General features: G+C 75.2%; 5 protein-coding genes. 4 read left to right on the plus strand and 1 reads right to left on the minus strand.

Annotated features, from left to right (window positions below):
- Nucleotides 1-25: 25 nt before the first annotated feature.
- Nucleotides 26-913 (plus strand): class I SAM-dependent methyltransferase, encoded by an 888-nt coding sequence (locus TPA0908_RS22460; protein ID WP_281940955.1) that lies wholly within the window; start codon nucleotides 26-28, stop codon nucleotides 911-913.
- Nucleotides 914-965: 52 nt separating this feature from the next.
- Here the strand turns inward: TPA0908_RS22460 and TPA0908_RS22465 are convergent, their stop codons facing one another.
- Entirely contained in the window at nucleotides 966-1721 is a 756-nt protein-coding gene (locus tag TPA0908_RS22465) for a thioesterase II family protein (protein WP_281940956.1), read from the minus strand.
- A 233-nt stretch (nucleotides 1722-1954) separates the two neighbouring features.
- Here TPA0908_RS22465 and TPA0908_RS22470 point away from each other — a divergent pair, with 233 nt between their 5' ends.
- From TPA0908_RS22470 to TPA0908_RS22480, 3 genes are read left to right on the plus strand one after another with little or no spacing between them, the layout of a single operon-like run.
- Nucleotides 1955-7390, plus strand: a complete 5436-nt coding sequence (locus TPA0908_RS22470) for an SDR family NAD(P)-dependent oxidoreductase (protein ID WP_374709239.1) — start codon at nucleotides 1955-1957, stop codon at nucleotides 7388-7390.
- A 21-nt stretch (nucleotides 7391-7411) separates the two neighbouring features.
- On the plus strand, nucleotides 7412-21310 hold the full coding sequence (locus TPA0908_RS22475) for a type I polyketide synthase (protein ID WP_281940959.1): 13899 nt from the start codon (nucleotides 7412-7414) through the stop codon (nucleotides 21308-21310).
- Nucleotides 21307-22188, plus strand: coding sequence for a metallophosphoesterase family protein (locus TPA0908_RS22480; protein ID WP_281940961.1), 882 nt, complete (start codon nucleotides 21307-21309; stop codon nucleotides 22186-22188). Before TPA0908_RS22475 ends, TPA0908_RS22480 begins: the two co-directional genes overlap by 4 nt.
- Nucleotides 22189-22273 lie beyond the last annotated feature (85 nt).

Consider the following 22273-nt stretch of genomic DNA (forward strand, 5'->3'; position numbering starts at 1 on the left):
CCCCCGCACAGCCTGAGGAGCTGACATGCTGGAGAACCTCCGCACCCTCGGCCGGGTCATCCGGACCCTGGCCACCAAGGACCCGGTGACCCGGGTCCGCCGGTTCTACGAGATCCAGTCGCCGGACGTCGAGTTCGCGGCCCGCACCTCCCGCTACATGAACGTCGGCTACTGGGAGGAGGGCGTCACCAGCATCGACGTGGCCGGCCAGGCGCTTGCCGACAAGCTCGCCGACGCCGCCGGGTTCAAGCCCGACGACACCGTGGTCGACGTCGGCTTCGGCTACGGCGACCAGGACTTCGCCTGGCTGCGGGACCGCCGGGTGGCGAAGGTGCACGGCATCAACGTGACCCCCCGGCACGTCGAGCACGCCCAGGAGCGGGCCCGCCGCGAGGGCCTCGCCGACCGGGCCGACTTCCAGCTCGGCACCGCCACCGCGCTGCCGTTCCCGGACGCCAGCGTGGACCGCGTGGTGGCGCTGGAGTCGGCGTTCCACTTCCACCCGCGCAGCGCGTTCTTCGCCGAGGCGTTCCGGGTGCTGCGGCCGGGCGGCACCATCGCCACCGCCGACATCATCCCGCTGAGCAACGACACCGCGCGCATGTCGATCAGCTCGGGCCCGCTCAGCTTCGTCAAGTTCAGCCTGCCGGACGAGAACTGGCACGACCGCAGGACCTACGGCGAGCAGCTCGCCGCCGCCGGCTTCGGCGCCGTCGAGGTGCACTCCATCGCGGACCGCACCTGGGAGGGCTGGCGCCGGTTCCAGTCCGCCCGCCCGTCCGACCCGGCGTTCCGGGCCGCCGCCGACGGCAGCGCGGTCAAGGGGATGGCCAACCACTGGCGCGACACCGAGCTGATCAAGAAGGAGCTGGGTCTGCTCGACTACGTCATCGCGGTGGCGCAGAAGCCGTGAACCGCCACGGTCCCCGCCGCCCGGACCGGGCGGCGGGGACCGGCGTGCCGAATCAGCGGACCGCCGCGCCGGTCAACGCCGCCGAGAGGGTACGCAGGATCGCCGGCTGGTGGGACGCCAGGAAGAAGTGCCCGCCCGGGAAGACGTGCAGGTCGAACGCGCCGGTGGTGTGCTCCGACCACGCCCTCGCCTCGTCCACCGTGGTCTTCGGGTCGGCGTCCCCGGTGAACACCGTGACCGGGCAGCTCAGCTTCGGCCCCGGCGCGTACGTGTACGTCTCCGCCGCCCGGTAGTCGCTGCGGATCGCCGGCAACGCGGCACGCAGCATGTCCGGGTCGCCGAGCACCGCCGAGTTGGGGCCGCTGAGCTTCTTCACGTCGGCCAGCAGCCCCTCGTCGTCGAGCAGGTGCACCGTCTCGTGCCGGTGACACGACGGCGCCCGACGGCCGGACGGGAACAGGTGCGCCACCGCTCCACCCTCGGCCTCGACCAGCCGCGCCACCTCGAAGCCCAGCGTCGCGCCCATGCTGTGCCCGAAGAACGCCAACGGCCGGTCCCGCCAGGGCCGCAGCACGTCGGCCACCTGCCGGGCCAGCTCACCGATGCTCGGCACGCACGGCTCGTGCCGGCGGTCCTGGCGGCCCGGGTACTGGACGCTGAGCACCTCCACGGCCGGTGACAGCGCCCGGGACACCGGGAAGAAGAAGCTCGCGGAGCCCCCGGCGTGCGGCAGGCACACCAGCCGCGGGGCGCCGTCCGGGGCCGGATGGAACCGGCGAACCCAGAGGCCGTTGTCGTGGTCGGTCATCGTCACGCGGTCCTTCCGGCGGTGGCGCCCGCGACCCGGGCGCCAGGGCGGTCCACCGGACGCTAACCGGGCCGCCGCCGGTCCGGCCACCCCCCCCTAGCCCACCGGGCGTACGGGTTAGGGGTTGTCGCAGCTCAGCGCGACGCCATAGCTTCCCCGCAAAGGGGACCCGTGGCTCCCGGATGACGCGTGCGCGCCGGACGACGGCAGGTCCCCGCCGACCGAGGGTCAGGTTGATGGACACCGAAGAGAAGCTCCGGGAGTACCTGAAGAGGGTCACCACCGACCTGCGGCGGACCCGGCAACGGCTCCGCGACGTGGAGGACTCCGCCCGCCAGCCGATCGCCGTGGTCGGCATGGCGTGCCGTTTCCCCGGCGGGATCACCTCGCCGGACGCGCTGTGGGACCTGGTGGCGGCCGGCGGGGACGCGATCGGCCCGTTCCCCGACGACCGGGGCTGGGACCTCGCCACGCTCTACGACCCGCAGCGGGAACGCCCCGGCACGTCCTGCGTGCGCGACGGCGGCTTCCTGACCGACGCCGCCGGCTTCGACCCGGCGTTCTTCGGCGTCTCGCCCCGCGAGGCGCTCGCCATGGACCCGCAGCAGCGGCTGCTGCTGGAGGTGTCCTGGGAGGCGTTCGAAACCGCCGGCGTCGACCCGACCGGGCTGCGCGGCGCACGCGTCGGCGTCTTCGCCGGCCTGACCCACGCCGACTACGCGGCCGGCGCCGCCGACGTGCCCGACGGGGTCGCCGACTACCTGGGGCTGGGCAGCGCCGGCAGCGTCAGCTCCGGCCGGGTGTCGTACGCGTTCGGGTTCGAGGGACCGGCCGTCACCGTCGACACCGCCTGCTCGTCGTCGCTCGTCGCGCTGCACCTGGCCGTGCAGTCGCTGCGCGCCGGCGAATCCGACCTGGCCCTGGCCGGCGGCGTGACAGTGCTGCCGACCCCGTCGATCTTCGTGGACTTCACCCGGCAGAACAACCTGTCCCGGGGCGCCCGCTGCCGGGCGTTCGCCGACGCCGCCGACGGCACCGCGCTCGGCGAGGGCATCGGCGTGCTCCTGGTCGAGCGTCTCGCCGACGCCCAGCGGCTCGGCCACCGGGTCCTCGCCGTGGTGCGCGGGTCGGCGGTGAACCAGGACGGGGCGTCGAACGGGCTGACCGCGCCGAACGGGCCGTCGCAGCAGCGGGTGATCCGGGCCGCGCTCGCCGACGCCCGGTTGTCCGCCGCCGAGGTGGACGTGGTGGAGGCGCACGGCACCGGCACCACGTTGGGTGACCCGATCGAGGCGCAGGCGTTGCTGGCCACGTACGGGCAGGAGCGGGGGACGCCGCTGCTGCTCGGGTCCATCAAGTCGAACATCGGCCACACCCAGACCGCCGCCGGCGTGGCCGGCGTGATCAAGATGGTGCAGGCGATGCGGCACGGCACGGTACCGGCCACGCTGCACGTGGACGCGCCGTCGACCAAGGTGGACTGGACGGCCGGCGCGGTCGAGCTGGCCACGTCCGCGCGCCCCTGGCCGGCCGCCGACCGCCCCCGCCGCGCCGCGGTGTCGTCATTCAGCATCTCCGGCACCAACGCCCACGTGATCCTGGAAGCGCCCACCCCGGCCGAGGACGAGCCGCCGGCCCTCCTCGACGCGGCGGCGTTGCCGGTGCTGCCGTGGCTGGTGTCGGGGCGGTCGTCGGACGCGCTGGCGGGTCAGGCGGCGCGGCTGCTCGACCACCTGCGCGCGAACGCCGACCTGTCGCCGGCCGACGTGGGCTTCTCGTCGGCGACCACGAGGGCCGCGTTGGCGCACCGGGCGGTGGTGGTCGGCGCGGACCGCGACACGCTGCTGGCCGGCCTGGCCGCGCTGGCCGAGCGCGATGCGGCTCCCGGTCTGGTGACCGGCGAGGCGTCGTCGGGCCGTCGGGCGGTGTTGTTCACCGGTCAGGGTGCGCAGCGGGCCGGCATGGGTCGGGAGTTGTACGCGGCGTTCCCGGTGTTCGCGGACGCGTTCGATCGGGTGTGCGCGTCGTTCGCGGGCCGGCTGGAGCGGCCGTTGCGGGAGGTGGTGTTCGACGGCGGTGACCTGGTGCACCAGACCGTCTACACGCAGGCGGGCCTGTTCGCGGTGGAGGTGGCGTTGTGGGAGTTGCTGTCGTCGTGGGGCGTGACCGCCGACTACCTGGCGGGGCATTCGATCGGTGAGGTGACCGCCGCCCACGTGGCGGGGGTGTTGTCGCTTGCGGACGCGTGTGCTCTGGTGGCGGCACGTGGGTCGTTGATGCAGGCGTTGCCGGTCGGTGGCGGGATGTTGGCGGTGGGTGCGTCGGAGGCGCAGGTCCGGGCGTTGGTGGCCGGTGTGGATGTGGCGGCGGTGAACGGTCCGTCGTCGGTGGTGCTGTCTGGGCCGGTGGAGGATCTGGATCGGGTCGCGGGGGAGTGCGCCGCCGAGGGTTGGCGGGTGAAGCGGTTGACGGTCAGTCACGCGTTCCACTCGCGGTTGATGGAGCCGATGCTGGAGGGGTTCCGGGCCGCGATCGCCGGTTTGGACTGGCAGGCCCCGCGTCTGCCGGTCGTGTCGAATCTGACCGGCCGGCTTGCCGATCCGGTGGAGATCGCCGGTCCGGACTACTGGGTGCGGCACGTCCGGGAGGCGGTGCGGTTCGCCGACGGGGTGGCCACGCTTCACGAACTGGGTGTGTCCACGTTCCTGGAGGTCGGTCCGGACGCGACGTTGACGGCGATGGCCGCGGACACCCCGGTCGACCGGCCCGTGCACCACATCCCGGCGTTGCGGCGCGACCAGGACGAGGTCACCGCGCTGACCACGGCGGTGGCTCGGTTGCACGTGGCCGGCACGTCGGTGGACTGGGCGGCCTGGTTCACCCGCGACGGGCGCCGTCCGGCCACCGTCGACCTGCCCACCTACGCGTTCCAGCACCAGCGGTACTGGATCGACGCCCGCACCGCCGGCCACGACGCCGCCGGCCTGGGCGCCCGCGCCGCCGGTCACCCGCTGCTCGACACCGCACTCGCCACCGCCGCCGGTGACGTCCGCGTCCACGGCGGCCGGCTGTCCGCGCGTACCCAGCCGTGGCTCGCCGACCACGTCGTGCGCGGCCGGATCGTCGTCCCCGGCACCGCGCTGGTCGAGCTGGCGCTGCACGCCGGCGCGCAGGCCGGCTGCGACACCGTCGAGGAACTGACGCTCGCCGCGCCGCTCGTCCTGCCCGACGACGGCGCCCGCACGCTCCAACTCCAGCTCGCCGCGCCCGACGAGCACGGCCGACGCCGGATCACCGTCCACTCCCGGCCCGCCGACGACCCGCACGCCGACTGGACCGCCCACGCCGACGGCGTCCTCGCCCCCGGCGCGGGCGAACCCGCCGAGCCGCTGACCGCCTGGCCACCGCCCGGCGGCGTCGCCGTGCCGGTCGAACCGATCTACACCCGGCTCCGCGAACTCGGCGTCGCCCACGGGCCCACGTTCCGCGGGCTGCGCGCCGCCTGGCGTACGCCCGACGGGGTCTTCGCGGAGGTGGAACTGCCCGACGGCACCGCCACCACCGGCTACGCGCTGCACCCGGCGCTGCTCGACGCCGCGCTGCACGTCGTCGGCCTCGCCGACGACCCGGCCGCCGACGACGCCGGCGCCCGGCTGCCCTGGGCCTGGAGCGGCGTCACGCTCACCGCCGAGGGCGCCACCCACCTGCGGGTACGGCTCACCCGCAGCGGCCCGGCCAGCACGCTCACCCTCGCCGACGCGGCCGGCGCACCGGTGGCCCGCATCGACGCCCTGGTGTCCCGACCGCTCGCCGCCGACCAACTCGACCCCGGCACCGCCGACCTGCCCCTCTACGACCTGCGCTGGAACCCGGTGCCGCTGCCGGCCCGACCGGCCACCGGAATCGCGCCGCTCGACCCGGGGACCGGCCTCGCCGGGACCGCCGACGACACCCGGCTGGTGCTCGTCCCCGCCCGCGACACCGCGCCGGACGACCCGCTCGCCGACACCCGCGCCCGGCTCGCCGGCACGCTCACGCTGATCCAGGACTGGCTGGCCGACGACCGGCACGCCGACCGGCGGCTCGTCGTGCTCACCCGGGGCGCGGTACCCGCCGCCGGTGACGTCACCGACCTGGCCGGCGCTGCCGTCTGGGGGCTGGTCCGCGCGGCGCAACTCGAACACCCCGGCCGGTTCGTCCTCGCCGACCTGGCCGGCGACGACGACGCCGACCTGCTCGCCCGCGCGCTCGCCGCCGACGAACCCCAGCTCGCGCTCCGCGACGGCCGGCTGCTCGTGCCGCGCCTCGCCCCGGCCGAACCCGACCCGACCGGGGCCGTGGACCTCGTCCCCGACGGCACCGTGCTGATCACCGGCGCGACCGGCGCGCTCGGCGGCGTCGTCGCCCGGCACCTCGTCACCCACCACAAGATCCGGCACCTGCTGCTGGTCAGCCGACACGGCGCCGACGCCCCCGGCGCGGCCGACCTGCTCGCCGACCTCACCCGCCTCGGCGCGCGGGCCAGCCTCATCGCCGCCGACGTGGCCGACCGCGACCAGCTCGCCGCGCTGCTCGCCGCCGTGCCCGCCGAACATCCGCTCGCCGGCGTGGTGCACGCCGCGGGCGCGCTCGACGACGCCGTGGTCACCGCGCTCACCCCGGACCGCACCGAGACGGCGCTGCGCCCCAAGGCCGACGCCGCCTGGCACCTGCACGACCTCACCCGCCACCTCGACCTGCCCATGTTCGTGTTGTTCTCCTCGATCGCCGGACCGCTCGGCGCACCCGGGCAGGGCAACTACGCGGCGGCCAACGCGTTCCTCGACGGCCTCGCCCACCACCGCCGCGCCACCGGGCTCGCCGCCACGTCACTGGCCTGGGGACCCTGGGCGGAACCCGGCGGCATGACCCGCGACCTGGGCGCCGCCGGCCGGGACCGCCTCGCCCGCCAGGGCATCGTCGCGCTCACCACCGACCGGGCGCTGGCGCTGTTCGACGCCAGCCGGCGCGGCCGGCAGCCGCTGCTGCTCCCCGTCCACCTCGACCTGGCGGCGCTGCGGACCCGCACCGGCCGCGACGAGCTGCCGGCACCGCTGCACGGCCTCGCCGGTGGACCCGCGCGCCGCGCCGCCGCGACGACCACCGGCGGCCTCGCCGACCGGCTCGCCGGGGCGTCCGCCGAGGACCGGGCCCGCCTGGTCGCCGAGCTGGTCGCCGGCCAGGTCGCCGACGTGCTCGGGTACGCGTCACCGGCCGCCGTCGGACCCGACCGCTCCTTCACCGAACTCGGCTTCGACTCGCTCACCGCCGTCGACCTGCGCAACCGGCTCACCGCCCGGACCGGGCTCACCCTGCCGGCGACGATGGTCTTCGACCATCCCACCCCGGCGGCGCTGACCGGGCACCTGCTGGGCCGACTCGGACCGGCCGCGACCGCGCCCACCGTCCTCGACGAGCTGGACCGCCTCGAAGCCGCGTTCGCCGCCACTGGAGCCGACGCGCTCGCCGAACTGACCGCCGACGACGAGACCCGTACCGCCGTCGCGGCCCGGCTCCGCGCCCTGCTCGCCCGCTGGGACGGCGACGGCGGCGAGGTGGCCGCCAGCCTCGACGACGCCAGTGACGACGAACTGTTCGACTTCATCGACAGCCGCTTCGGCCGGTCCTGACCCGCGACAGGTGAATACCCGATGGCGAACGAAGCCAAGCTCCGTGAGTACCTCAAGCGCGTCACCGCCGACCTGCACGAGACCAGCGAACGGCTGAGGGCGGCCGACGCCAAGGACCACGAACCGATCGCCATCATCGGGATGAGCTGCCGCTACCCGGGCGGCGTCCGCACCCCCGAGCAGTTGTGGGAGCTGGTCGCCGCCGGCGGCGACGGCATCACCGGCTTCCCCACCGACCGGGGCTGGGACACCGAGCGGGCGTACGACCCGACCGGGGAGCGGCGGGGCAGCACGTACGCCCGGGAAGGCGGCTTCCTGCACGACGCCGGGAACTTCGACCCGGAGCTGTTCACCATCTCCCCGTACGAGGCGCTGGCCATGGACCCGCAGCAGCGGCTCATGCTGGAGGCGTCCTGGACGGCGATCGAGGACGCCCGGATCGACCCGCTGTCGCTGCGCGGCAACCGGGTCGGCGTGTTCGCCGGCATGATGTACCACAACTACGCGGCCGGGCTCGACGAGGTGCCCGACACGGTCGACGGGTTCATCGGCGGCGGCACCGCCAGCAGCGTGCTCTCCGGCCGGGTCGCCTACACGCTCGGCCTGGAGGGCCCGGCGCTCACCGTCGACACCGCCTGCTCGTCGTCGCTCGTCGCGCTGCACCTGGCCGTGCAGTCGCTGCGCTCCGGCGAATCCGCGCTGGCCCTCGCGGGCGGCGTCACCGTGATGACCACGCTGGAGACGTTCGTCGACTTCAGCCGGCAACGCGGCCTCGCCCCGGACGGCCGGTGCAAGTCGTTCGCCGACAGCGCCGACGGCACCGGCTGGTCCGAGGGCGTCGGCGTGCTGCTGCTGGAACGCCTCTCCGACGCCCGCCGCCACGGCCACCGCGTCCTCGCCGTGGTACGCGGATCGGCGGTGAACCAGGACGGCGCGTCGAACGGTTTGACCGCGCCGAACGGGCCCGCCCAGCAGCGGGTGATCCGGGCGGCCCTCGCCTCGGCGCGCCTGTCACCGGTCGAGGTGGACGTGGTGGAGGCACACGGCACCGGCACCAAACTGGGTGACCCGATCGAGGCGCAGGCGCTGCTGGCCACGTACGGGCAGGAGCGGGCCGAGCCGTTGCTGCTCGGGTCGGTGAAGTCGAACCTGGGCCACACCCAGGCCGCCGCCGGGGTCGCCGGGATCATCAAGATGGTCCTCGCCATGCGGCACGGACTCGTGCCGCAGACCATCCACGTCGACGCCCCCTCCTCCCACGTCGACTGGTCGGCCGGCGCGGTGGAGCTCGTCACGTCGGCGCGTCAGTGGCCGGCGGTGGACCGGCCGCGTCGGGCGGCGGTGTCGTCGTTCGGCATCTCCGGCACCAACGCCCACGTCATCATCGAGGCCCCGGAACCCGAGCCGTCGCCGGAGACGCCGCCGGCCGGGTTGCCACCGACCACCCCGTGGGTGCTGTCAGCGCGGTCGACGGCGGCCCTCGCCGGCCAGGCCGCACGGCTGGCCGACCACCTGCGGGCGCACGCCGAGCTGCCCCCGGCCGAGGTGGGCTGGTCGCTCGCGACGACCCGCGCCGCCCTGGAACACCGCGCGGTGGTGCTCGGCCCGGACCGCGCGTCGTTGCTCACCGGCCTGTCCGCGCTCGCCGACGGTGCGTCGGCGGCCGGCGTGGTGACCGGCGAGGCGTCGCCGGGCCGGCGGGCCGTGCTGTTCACCGGTCAGGGCGCGCAGCGCGCCGGCATGGGCCGGGAGTTGTACGAGGCGTTTCCGGTCTTCGCGGACGCGTTCGATCGGGTGTGCGCCGGTTTCGAGGGTCGCTTGGGCCGGCCGTTGCGGGACGTGGTGTTCGACGGCGGTGACCTGCTCGATCAGACGGTTCACACGCAGGCGGGCCTGTTCGCGGTGGAGGTGGCGTTGTGGGAGCTGCTCTCCTCGTGGGGCGTGACGGCCGACTTCCTCGGCGGGCATTCGATCGGTGAGGTGACCGCCGCGCATGTGGCGGGTGTGCTGTCGTTGGCGGACGCGTGTGCTCTGGTGGCCGCGCGGGGTGCGTTGATGCAGGCGTTGCCGGCCGGCGGCGGGATGTTGGCGGTGGGCGCGTCGGAACCGCAGGTCCGGGCGTTGGCGGCCGGTGTGGATGTGGCGGCGGTGAACGGGCCGTCGTCGGTGGTGCTCTCCGGCGCGGTCGAGGATCTGGATCGGATCGCGGGGGAGTGCGCCGCCAGGGGTTGGCGGGTGAAGCGGCTCACGGTCAGTCACGCGTTCCATTCGCGGTTGATGGAGCCGATGCTGGACGGGTTCCGGGCCGCGATCGCCGGTTTGGACTGGCAGGCCCCGCGTCTGCCGATCGTGTCGAACCTGACCGGTCGGCTCGCCGATCCGGCGGAGATCGCCGGTCCGGACTACTGGGTGCGGCACGTGCGGGAGGCGGTGCGGTTCGCCGACGGGGTGGCCACGTTGCACGAGTTGGGTGTGTCCACGTTCCTGGAGGTGGGTCCGGACGCGACGTTGACGGCGATGGCCGCGGACACCCCGGTCGACCGGCCGGTGCACCACATTCCCGCGTTGCGGCGGGACCAGGACGAGGTCACCGCGCTGACCACGGCGGTGGCTCGGTTGCACGTGGCCGGGACGTCGGTGGACTGGGCGGCCTGGTTCACCCGCGACGGGCGCCGTCCGGCCACCGTCGACCTGCCCACCTACGCGTTCCAACACCAGCGCTACTGGCTCGACGCCCGCACCCGCCACCACGGCGGCGACCCCGGCGACGACACGGCGTTCTGGCAGGTGATCGAGAACGAGGACGTGGACGGCCTCGCCGCCGCGCTCGCCGTCGACCCCGACACGCCGCTCGCCGACGTGCTGCCCGCGCTCTCCGCGTGGCGACGCCGCCGGGAAAGCGAAGCCACGCTCGACTCCTGGCACTACCGGGTCACCTGGCAGCCACTGCCGGACCCCACCGGGCCCGACGCCGGTGACCTGCTTCTCGTCGTACCGGCCGAGGTGGACGAGGCGGGCCGGCGGTGGGTCGACACGCTGACCGGGCCGGGCGTCCGGCTCCTGACCGTGCCGGCCGGTCACGGTCGCGCCGAACTGGCCCGGGAACTCACCGCCTCGCCGCCGGCCGGGACCGTGCTGTCGCTGCTCGGCCTGGCCACCGGCACCCACCCGGACAGCGTCTCCGTGCCCGCCGGGCTCGCCGGCACGGTCACGCTCGCGCAGGCGCTCGGCGACGCCGGCAGCACCGCCCGGCTCTGGGTCGCCACCCGCGACGCCGTCGCCGTCGACCCCACCGACCCGGCCGTCGACCCCGACCAGGCGCTGCTCTGGGGACTCGGCGGCGCACTGCGCGCCGAACACCCGTACCGCTGGGGTGGCCTCGTCGACCTGCCGCCGACGCCCGACCCGCGCGCCGTACCCCGGTTGCGCCGGCTGCTCGGCGGCGAGCCGGCCGAGGACCAGGTGGCGGTACGCGCGGCCGGCGCGTACACCCGACGGCTGGTCCGGGACACCCGACCCGCCGCCGCGCCGCGGAGCTGGACCCCGCGCGGCACCGCGCTCGTCACCGGCGGCACCGGCGCGCTCGGCGCGCACGTCGCCCGGGCCCTCGCCGCCGCCGGCGTCGCGCACCTGCTGCTGATCAGCCGGCGCGGCCCCCACGCGCCCGGCGCGGCCGAGCTGCGCGACGAACTGACCGCCCAGGGCGCCCGCGTCACGATCGCGGCCTGCGACGCCGCCGACCGGGACGCGCTGCGCGACCTCCTCGCCGCCGTCCCCGCCGACGCGCCGCTGCGCACCGTCGTGCACACCGCCGCCGCCCTCGACGACACCGTCACCGACGCGCTCACCGTCGACCGGATGGCCACCGCGCTGCGCGCCAAGGTCGACGCGGCCCGCCACCTCGACGAGCTGACCCGCGACCACGACGTCACCGCGTTCGTGCTCTTCTCCTCCCTCGCCGGCACCATGGCCGGCCCCGGCCAGGGCAACTACGCGCCCGGAAACGCCTGGCTCGACGCGCTCGCCCACCGCCGCCGCGCCGAAGGGCTGCCCGCCACCGCCGTCGCCTGGGGGCTCTGGGCCGAGGGCGGCGTCAGCGCCGGCGAGTTCGAACGCCGGATGGCCCGTGGCGGCGTCCGCGCGATGGACCCCGACCGCGCGATCCGCGCGTTCCACCGGGCGCTCGACCGCGACGAGACCCACCTCGTCGTCGCCGACGTCGACTGGGACCGGATCGCCGCCGCCCCCGGCCAGCGACCCGACCCCCTGCTCGGCGACCTGCTCACCACCACCCCCGTCGCCGCCGAGGAGGACCGTTCCGCCGCGCTGCGGCGTCGGCTCGCCGGCCGCACCCCGGCCGAACAGCAGGACGCCCTCGGCGAGCTGGTCCGCAGCGAGATCGCCGCCGTCCTCGGACACGGCGGCGCCGACCAGGTGCCGCACCGGCGCGCGTTCCGGGACCTCGGCTTCACCTCCCTCACCGCCGTCGAGCTGCGCAACCGGCTCGACGCCGCGACCGGACTCACGCTGCCCGCCACGCTGGCGTTCGACCATCCCAACCCCGAGGCCCTCGCCGCCCACCTGCGCGCCGAGCTGGCCGGCGGGCCCGCCGGGACCACCACCACGGCGGTACGCCCGGTCGACGACGACCCGATCGTCATCGTCGGCATGGGCTGCCGCTTCCCCGCCGGGGCCGCCTCCCCGGCGGAGTTCTGGCGGATGCTCGCCGACGGCGTCGACGCCATGACCGACCTGCCGCGCGACCGGCACTGGGACCTGGCCGGGCTGCCGCCGGACGTCACCCGGGGCGCGTTCCTGGACGACGCCGGCGCGTTCGACGCACAGTTCTTCGGCATCTCGCCCCGCGAGGCCGTCGCCACGGACCCGCAGCAGCGGCTGCTGCTGGAAACGTCCTGGGCGGCGATCGAGGACGCCCGGATCGACCCGTCCTCGTTGCGCGGCAGCCGGGTCGGCGTCTTCGCCGGCACCAACGGACAGGACTTCGACCACCTCATCCGGTACGGCGGCGAACACCTCGCCGGTTACGGCGCGACCGGCGCCTCCGCCAGCGTGCTCTCCGGCCGCGTGTCGTACGCGCTCGGCCTCGAAGGGCCGGCGCTGACCGTGGACACCGCCTGCTCGTCGTCGCTGGTCGCGCTGCACCTCGCCGCCCAGTCGCTGCGCGCCGGCGAATGCGACCTGGCGCTCGCCGGTGGGGTGACCGTGATGGCCACCCCCGGCGCGTTCGTCGAGTTCTCCCGGCAGGGCGGGCTCGCCGCCGACGGGCGGTGCCGGTCGTTCGCCGAGGGCGCCGACGGCACCGGCTGGGGTGAGGGCGTCGGTGTGCTGCTGGTGCAACGACTCTCCGACGCCCAGCGGGACGGCCGACGGGTCCTCGCCGTGCTGCGGGGTTCGGCGGTGAACCAGGACGGCGCGTCCAACGGGTTGACCGCCCCCAACGGGCCCGCCCAACAGCGGGTCATCCGGGCCGCGCTCGCCGACGCCCGACTGTCCGCCGCCGAGGTGGACGTGGTGGAGGCGCACGGCACCGGCACGACGCTGGGTGACCCGATCGAGGCGCAGGCGCTGCTGGCCACGTACGGGCAGGAGCGGGCCGAGCCGTTGCTGCTGGGGTCGGTGAAGTCGAACCTGGGACACACCCAGGCCGCTGCCGGCGTCGCCGGGATCATCAAGGCGGTCCTGGCCATGCGGCACGGCGTGGTGCCGGCCACGCTGCACGTGGACGCACCCTCGTCCAAGGTGGACTGGTCGGCCGGGGCGGTGGACCTCGTCACGTCGGCGCGTCCCTGGCCGGCGGTGGACCGGCCGCGCCGCGCGGCGGTGTCCTCGTTCGGCATCTCCGGCACCAACGCCCACGTGATCCTGGAAGCGCCCACGCCGGTCGACGACGCACCCACGCCGGACGCGGTCGCCCCGCTGCCGGTCACGCCGTGGCTGCTGTCGGCCCGTTCGGCCCCGGCGCTCGCCGGGCAGGCGGCCCGGCTGCTCGACCACCTGCGCGAGCACGCCGAGGTGACACCGACCGAGGTCGGCTGGTCGCTGGTCGCCACGCGCGCCGTGTTGGAGCATCGGGCGGCCGTCGTCGCTCCGGACCGGGAGTCGCTGCTCACCGGCCTGTCCGCGTTGGCCGACGGGCATGCCGCCCCGGGTGTGGTGACCGGGGCGGATCTGTCGGGCCGGCGGGCGGTGTTGTTCACCGGTCAGGGTGCGCAGCGCGCCGGCATGGGTCGGGAGCTGTATGCGGCGTTTCCGGTGTTCGCGGACGCGTTCGATCGGGTGTGCGCCGGGTTCGAGGGTCGCTTGGACCGGCCGGTGCGGGAGGTGGTGTTCGACGGCGGTGAGCTGGTGCACCAGACCGTCTACGCGCAGGCGGGTCTGTTCGCGGTCGAGGTGGCGTTGTGGGAGCTGCTGTCGTCGTGGGGTGTGACGGTTGACCTCCTCGCCGGGCATTCGATCGGTGAGGTGACCGCCGCCCATGTGGCAGGGGTGTTGTCGCTTGCGGATGCGTGTGTGTTGGTGGCGGCGCGTGGGTCGTTGATGCAGGCGTTGCCGGTCGGTGGCGGAATGCTGGCGGTGGGCGCGTCGGAGCCGCAGGTCCGGGAGTTGCTGTCGTCCGGCGTCGGCGATGGTGGTGCGGAGTCGGGAGTCGGCCTGGGGGCGGTTCCTGGTTCCGGGGTGGATGTGGCGGCGGTGAACGGGCCGTCGTCGGTGGTGCTGTCCGGGCCGGTGGAGGACCTGGACCGGATCGCGGGGGAGTGCGCGGAGCGGGGTTGGCGGGTCAAGCGGCTCACGGTCAGTCACGCGTTCCACTCGCGGTTGATGGAGCCGATGCTGGCCGGGTTCCGGGCCGCGATCAGTGGTCTGGACTGGCAGGCCCCGCGTCTGCCGATCGTGTCGAATCTGACCGGCCGGCTCGCCGACCCCGCCGAGATCGCCGGTCCGGACTACTGGGTGCGGCACGTCCGGGAGGCGGTGCGGTTCGCCGACGGGGTGGCCACGTTGCACGAGTTGGGTGTGTCCACGTTCCTGGAGGTCGGTCCGGACGCGACGTTGACGGCGATGGCCGCCGACACCCCGGTCGACCGGCCGGTGCACCACATTCCCGCGTTGCGGCGCGACCAGGACGAGGTCACCGCGCTGACCACGGCGGTGGCTCGGCTGCACGTGACCGGCACACCGGTGGACTGGGCGGCCTGGTTCACCCGCGGCGGGCGGCGGACCGCCATCGTCGACCTGCCCACCTACGCGTTCCAGCGCACCCGGTACTGGCCGGAGACCGCGCCCATCACCCGGACCGGCGGTGGCGACCTCGACGACCGGTTCTGGGCGGCGGTGGAACGGGAGGACCTCACCGGCCTCGGCGACGAGCTACGGCTCACCGCCGACCAGCCGCTGCGGGACCTGCTGCCGGCGTTGGCCCGTTGGCGGCGGGCCGGACGGGACCGCGCCACCGTCGACTCCTGGCGCTACCGGGTGGAGTGGCGGCCACTGGCCTCCGTACCCCCGACCGGCCTGACCGGGACGTGGCTGGTGTTGACCACGGCCGACCAGGTCGATCACCCGCTGGTCGCCGGCCTGGCCACGCACGGCGCCCACGTCGTGCCGGTGGTGCTCGACGCGCCCACCGATCGGCGGGAGACGGCCGACCGGCTCCGCGCCGCCGCCACCGGCGGCGACGTCGCCGGGGTGCTGACGCTGCTCGACCCGCAGCCCGGGGCGGCACTGGCCACGGTGCAGGCGTTCGCCGACAGCGACGTCACCGGCCGGCTGTGGTGGCTGACCCGGGGCGCGGTCGCGGTGAGCGCCACGGACACCGAAACCGATCCGATCGCGGCGGGGGCCTGGGGGCTCGGCCGCGTGGCGGGGTTGGAGGTGCCGGGCCGTTGGGGTGGTCTGGTGGATCTGCCGGTTGTGCTGGATGACCGGGCGGTGCGGCGGGTGTGTGGCGTGTTGGCCGGTGGTGGTGAGGATCAGGTGGCGGTGCGGTCGTCGGGGGTGTTCGCCCGGCGGTTGGTGCGGGCCACGGATGATCCGGTGCGGCGGGAGTTCCGGTTCTCCGGGACGGTGTTGGTGACCGGTGGTACGGGTGCGTTGGGTGCGCGGGTCGCGCAGTGGGCGGCCGGTACCGGTGCCGAGCATGTGGTGTTGACGAGCCGGCGTGGGCCGGACGCGCCGGGTGCGGCGGAGTTGGTCGAGCGTCTGGGTGCCGGTGGGGTACGGGTGACGGTGGCGGCGTGTGACGTGGCCGACCGGGCCGCGCTGGCCGGGCTGCTCGACGGCCTGGCCGCCGAGCCGGTTCGCGCCGTCGTGCACGCCGCCGGCGCACCGCAGTTCACCCCGCTTGTCGACGTCACCGCCGACGAGCTGCGCGACGTGCTGCGCGCCAAGGTCGACGGCGCGGCGAACCTGGACGCGTTGCTGCCGGACGTGGACGCGTTCGTGGTGTTCTCCTCCATCGCCGGGGTGTGGGGCTCCGCCGGGCAGGCCGGCTACGCCGCCGCGAACGCGTATCTCGACGGGCTCGTCGCCCGGCGACGTGCTCGTGGCGCGGCCGGCACCGCCGTGGCGTGGGGACCGTGGGCCGGTGGCGGCATGGCGGAAGGCGGCGAGGCGCGGGAGCACCTGGCCCGACGCGGCCTGCCCGCGCTCGACCCGGACCTGGCGGTGACCGCCCTTCAGGCCGCGCTCGACCGGGACGACAGCGCGGTGGTCGTCGCCGACGTCGACTGGGAGCGGTTCGCCGCCGCGTTCACCGCGCTGCGCCCCAGCCCGCTGCTCGACGAACTCCCCGAGGCCCGGCCCGCCCAGGCCACCCCCGGCGAGGGCCCGTCCCCGCTCGCCCGCCGGCTCGCCACGCTCACCCCCGCCGAACGCGCCGGCCACCTGCTCGACCTGGTCCGGACCCAGGCCGCGGCGGTGCTCGGCCATCCGGCCGCCGACGCGGTGGCCGCGGACCGGGCGTTCCAGCAGCAGGGCTTCGACTCGCTCACCGCCGTCGAGCTGCGGAACCGGCTCACCGCCGAGACCGGCCTGACGCTGCCGAGCACGCTCGTCTTCGACCAGCCGACCCCGGCCGCCCTGGCCGCGTACCTGGCCGCCACGCTGACCGGGGAGCCGGCGGACACCGAGACGCCCGGCGCCACCGTCGCGGTCGACGGTGACCCGATCGTCGTCGTCGGCATGGCGTGCCGCCTCCCCGGCGGCGTGACCGGCCCGGACGAACTGTGGGAGCTGCTCGCCGCCGGACGGGACGGCATCGCCGACTTCCCGCTCGACCGGGGCTGGGACCGGTTCCTCGCCGGCCGCCTCTCCGACACCTCGTTCCCCCGGCAGGGCGGGTTCGTCTACGACGCGGCGGCGTTCGACGCCGACTTCTTCGGCATCTCCCCCCGCGAGGCCCTCGCGATGGACCCCCAGCAGCGGCTGCTGCTGGAGACGTCGTGGGAGGCGGTCGAGTCGGCCGGCATCGACCCGGCCCGGCTGCGCGGGGAACGCGTCGGCGTCTTCGCCGGCGCCAGCTTCCAGGGGTACGCCTCGACCGCGATGGGCCGCGACCAGGACGTCGGCGGGCACCTGCTCACCGGCACCGCCACCAGCGTGCTGTCCGGCCGGGTGGCGTACGCGCTCGGCCTCGAAGGCCCGGCGGTGACCGTGGACTCGGCCTGCTCGTCGTCGCTTGTCGCGCTGCACCTGGCCGCCCAGTCGCTGCGCAGCGGGGAGTGCACGCTGGCGCTGGCCGGCGGCGTGACCGTGATGGCCTCGCCGGCCACCTTCGTCGAGTTCTCCCGGCAGGGCGGGCTCGCCGCTGACGGGCGGTGCCGGTCGTTCGCCGAGGGCGCCGACGGCACCGGCTGGGGTGAGGGCGTCGGCGTGCTGCTGGTGCAACGACTCTCCGACGCCCAGCGCGACGGCCGGCGGATCCTCGCCGTGTTGCGTGGCTCGGCGGTCAACTCCGACGGCGCCTCGAACGGGCTCACCGCGCCGAACGGGCCCGCCCAGCAGCGCGTCATCCGGGCCGCGCTCGCCTCGGCGCGCCTCACCACCGCCGACGTGGACGTGGTGGAGGCGCACGGCACCGGCACCACGTTGGGTGACCCGATCGAGGCGCAGGCGTTGCTGGCCACGTACGGGCAGGACCGCACCGAACCGCTGCTGTTGGGCTCGATCAAGTCCAACATCGGGCACATCCAGGCGGCGGCCGGCGCGGCAAGCGTCATCAAGGCGGTCCTCGCCCTGCGGCACGGCGTGGTGCCGGCCACGCTGCACGTCGACCGACCGTCGTCGAAGGTGGACTGGTCGGCCGGTGCGGTGGACCTCGTCACGTCGGCGCGTCCCTGGCCGGCGGTGGACCGGCCGCGCCGCGCGGCGGTGTCCTCGTTCGGCATCTCCGGCACCAACGCCCACGTGATCCTTGAGGAGCCACCGTCGGTCGAGGCCGAGCAGGCTCGTGCCGCCGTCGCGGTGCCGGTCGTGCCGTGGCTGGTGTCGGGCCGGTCGGCGGAGGCCCTGGCGGGCCAGGCGGTTCGATTGCGCGACCACCTGCGGCGGCACCCCGAGGTGTCGCCGGTCGAGGTCGGCTTCTCGTTGGCGACCGCACGGGCCGGGTTGACGCACCGGGCGGCGGTGGTCGGTGCGGACCGGGACGCGCTGCTGGCCGGCCTGTCGGCCGTCGCGGAGGATGCGTCCGCGCCCGGCGTGGCGACCGGCGAGGCGTCGTCCGGGCGTCGGGCGGTGTTGTTCACCGGTCAGGGTGCGCAGCGGGCCGGTATGGGTCGGGAGTTGTACGGGGCGTTTCCGGTGTTCGCGGATGCGTTCGATCGGGTGTGTGCCGGGTTCGAGGGTCGCCTGGATCGGCCGGTGCGGGAGATTGTGTTCGACGGCGGTGAGCTGTTGCACCAGACGGTCTACACGCAGGCCGGGTTGTTCGCGGTGGAGGTGGCGTTGTGGGAGCTGCTGTCGTCGTGGGGGGTGGCCGCCGACTACGTGGCGGGGCATTCGATCGGTGAGGTGACGGCCGCTCATGTGGCGGGTGTGTTGTCGTTGGCGGATGCGTGTGTGTTGGTGGCGGCGCGTGGGTCGTTGATGCAGGGATTGCCGGCCGGTGGCGGGATGTTGGCGGTGGGCGCGTCGGAGTCCCAGATCCGGAAGCTGCTGGCGTCCGGCGGCGGCGGTGCGGAGTCGGGAGTCGGCCTGGGGGCGGTTCCTGGTTTCGGGGTGGATGTGGCGGCGGTGAACGGGCCGTCGTCGGTGGTGCTCTCCGGCGCGGTCGAGGATCTGGACCGGGTCGCGGGGGAGTGCGCCGCCAGGGGTTGGCGGGTGAAGCGGCTCACGGTCAGTCACGCGTTCCATTCGCGGTTGATGGAGCCGATGCTGGACGGGTTCCGGGCCGCGATCAGTGGTGTGGACTGGCAGGCCCCGCGTCTGCCGATCGTGTCGAACCTGACCGGGCGGCTCGCCGACCCCGCCGAGATCGCGGCACCGGACTACTGGGTGCGGCACGTGCGGGAGGCGGTGCGGTTCGCCGACGGGGTGGCCACGTTGCACGAGTTGGGTGTGTCCACGTTCCTGGAGGTGGGCCCGGACGCGACGTTGACGGCGATGGCCGCGGACACCCCGGTCGACCGGCCGGTGCACCACATTCCCGCGTTGCGGCGGGACCAGGACGAGGTCACCGCGCTGACCACGGCGGTGGCTCGGTTGCACGTGACCGGCACATCGGTGGACTGGGCGGCCTGGTTCACCCGCGACGGGCGACGTCCGGCCATCGTCGACCTGCCCACCTACGCCTTCCAGCGCACCCGGTACTGGCTCTCCGAGGAGGACACCCCGCAACCGTCGCCGGGCGGAAGCGGCGAGACGGACGCCGAGTTCTGGGCCGCCGTCGAACAGGCCGACCTCACCGCCCTCGACCCGGAGTTCCGCACCGAGCGGCCGGTCGCCGAACTGCTGCCGGCACTCGCCCGTTGGCGGACCGCCGGCCGCCGACGCGCCACCGCCGACTCGTGGCGCTACCGGGTCGACTGGTCGGGCGTACCCGAGCCGACCGCGACGCTGACCGGGACGTGGCTGCTGCTGATGCCGTACGCCGGCATCGACGACGCGCTGGTCGCGGCCCTGACCGACGGGATGACCTCGGCCGGCGCGAGCGTACGGCCGGTCCGGCTGGACGGGCCGGACGACGACCGGGAACTGCTCGCCAAGGCGCTGCGCGACACCGACCCGGCCGCCGGGATGGTGTCGCTGCTCGCGCTCGGCGGCGCCGGTGCCGGCGCGGCACTGGCCACCGTGCAGGCCGCCACGGAAGCCGGCCTCTCCGGTCCGGTGTGGTGGGTGACGCGGGGTGCGGTGGCGGTGGGTGCCACGGACGGGCCGGTTGATCCGATCGCGGCCGGGACCTGGGGGCTCGGCCGGGTGGCGGGGTTGGAGGAGCCGGGCCGTTGGGGTGGTCTGGTGGATTTGCCGGCTGTGCTGGATGACCGGGCGGTGCGTCGGGTGTGTGGCGTGTTGGCCGGTGGTGGTGAGGATCAGGTGGCGGTGCGGTCGTCGGGAGTCTTCGCCCGGCGGTTGGTGCGGGCTTCTGGTGATGCGGTGCGGCGGGAGTTCCGCCTTTCCGGGACGGTGTTGGTGACCGGTGGTACGGGTGCGTTGGGTGCGCGGGTCGCGCAGTGGGCGGCCGGCAGCGGTGCCGAGCATGTGGTGTTGACGAGCCGGCGTGGGCCGGACGCGCCGGGTGCGGCGGAGTTGGTCGAGCGTCTGGGTGCCGGTGGGGTGCGGGTGACGGTGGTGGCGTGTGACGTGGCCGACCGGGCCGGGCTGGCCGGACTGCTCGACGGGCTGGCCGCCGAACCGGTCCGCGCCGTCGTGCACGCCGCCGGCGCCGCCCAGGCCACCCCGCTCGCCGCGATGACCGGCGCGGAACTCGCCGACGTGCTGCGCGCCAAGGTCGACGGCGCGGCGAACCTGGACGCGCTGCTGCCGGACGTGGACGCGTTCGTGGTGTTCTCCTCCATCGCCGGCGTGTGGGGCTCCGCCGGGCAGGCCGGCTACGCCGCCGCGAACGCGTACCTCGACGGGCTCGTCGCCCGGCGACGTGCCCGCGGCGCGGCCGGCACCGCCGTGGCCTGGGGACCGTGGGCCGGCGCCGGCATGGCCCAGGGCGAACAGCGGGACCAGCTCGCCCGACGCGGCCTGCCCGCGCTCGACCCGGACCTCGCGGTGACCGCCCTCCAGGGCGCGCTCGACCGGGACGACACCGCCGTGGTCGTCGCCGACGTCGACTGGGAGCGGTTCGCCGCCTCGTTCACCGCCCGCCGGCCCAGCCCGCTGCTCACCGGCATTCCGGAGGCCACCGCCGACCGCGCCGGCACCCCGGCGACCGACGCGGACGCCCCGGCGGCGCTGCGCGACCGCCTCGCCGCCGCCGGCCCGACCGAACGGGACCGGATCCTGCTCGACCTGGTACGCGCCGAAGCCGCCACCGTGCTCGGACACCGCACCCCGGCCACGGTCCGGGCCGGACGCGGTTTCCTGGACCTCGGCTTCGACTCGCTCACCGCGGTCGAGCTGCGCAACCGGCTCACCGCCGCAACCGGCCTGGCGCTGCCCACCACGCTGGTCTTCGACCACCCCACCCCGGCCGCGCTCGCCGAGCACCTGGGCCGGGAACTGCGGCCCGGGGCGGACGGCGTCACCGCCGAGATCGACCGCCTGGCACGGCTGCTCGACGCGGTGCCGGACGAGCGGCGTGACGCGCAGGTCACCCAGCGGCTGGAGGAGCTGCTGTCCCGCTGGCGGGGTGACGCCGCGCCGCCGGCCGCCGCCCCGGTCGCCGACGACCTGGCCGACGCCGGTGAGGACGACATCTTCGCCATCATCCAGCGAGAGTTCGGCAAGTCGTGACCGGTGCCGGAGCTAGGGGTGCGGACAGGGCTAGGGGTGGCCGGCTGCTCGCCATCAGCGACCTGCACGTCGGGTACGCCGAGAACCGTGAGCTGGTCGAGCGGCTGCGCCCCGACGGCGACGACGACTGGCTGATCGTCGCCGGGGACGTCGGCGAGTACCTGCACGACGTCGAATGGGCGCTCGGCCTGCTCGCCCGGCGCTTCGCCCGGGTGGTGTGGGCGCCCGGCAACCACGAGCTGTGGACGCCCCGCGACGACCCGGTGCAGTTGCGCGGCGAGGCCCGCTACCGGCACCTGGTGGCGCTGTGCCGGCGGCTCGGCGTGCTCACGCCCGAGGATCCCTACCCGGTGTGGGACGCCGACGGCGACCCGGTGCTGGTGGTGCCGCTGTTCGTCGGGTACGACCACTCGTGGCGGCCACCGGGCACCTACAACCGGGCCCAGGCGCTGGCGTTGGCGTACGAGACCGGGGTGGTGTGCACGGACGAGATCCTGCTGCACCCGGACCCGTACCCGAGCCGGGACGCGTGGTGCCGGGCCCGGGTCATCCGCACCGAACGGCGGCTGGACGCCGAGCGCAACGGCCTGCCCACCGTGCTGGTCAACCACTACCCGCTGGTCCGCGAGCCGACCCGGATCCTGCGCCACCCCGAGTTCGCCCAGTGGTGCGGCACCGACCTCACCGCCGACTGGCACCTGCACTACGACGCCCGCGTCGCCGTCTACGGGCACCTGCACATTCCGCGCAGCACCCGCTACGACGGCGTCCGCTTCGAGGAGGTGTCCGTCGGCTATCCCCGCGAGTGGCGTCGCCGCGCCACCCCGGCGGGCCGGCCCCGGGCCATCCTCCCGGCGCTCGCCGGGCAGCTCCGCTGACGGTCCGTCGGCCCGGCTCGGACACCTGCCGGGGACGGTGAATGAGGGGTCCGTAGGGGTTGGGTCGCAGGTCAGCGCTCAGTAG

Origin of the sequence: Micromonospora sp. AKA38, from assembly GCF_027925725.1 — a bacterium.
GTDB lineage: Bacteria > Actinomycetota > Actinomycetes > Mycobacteriales > Micromonosporaceae > Micromonospora.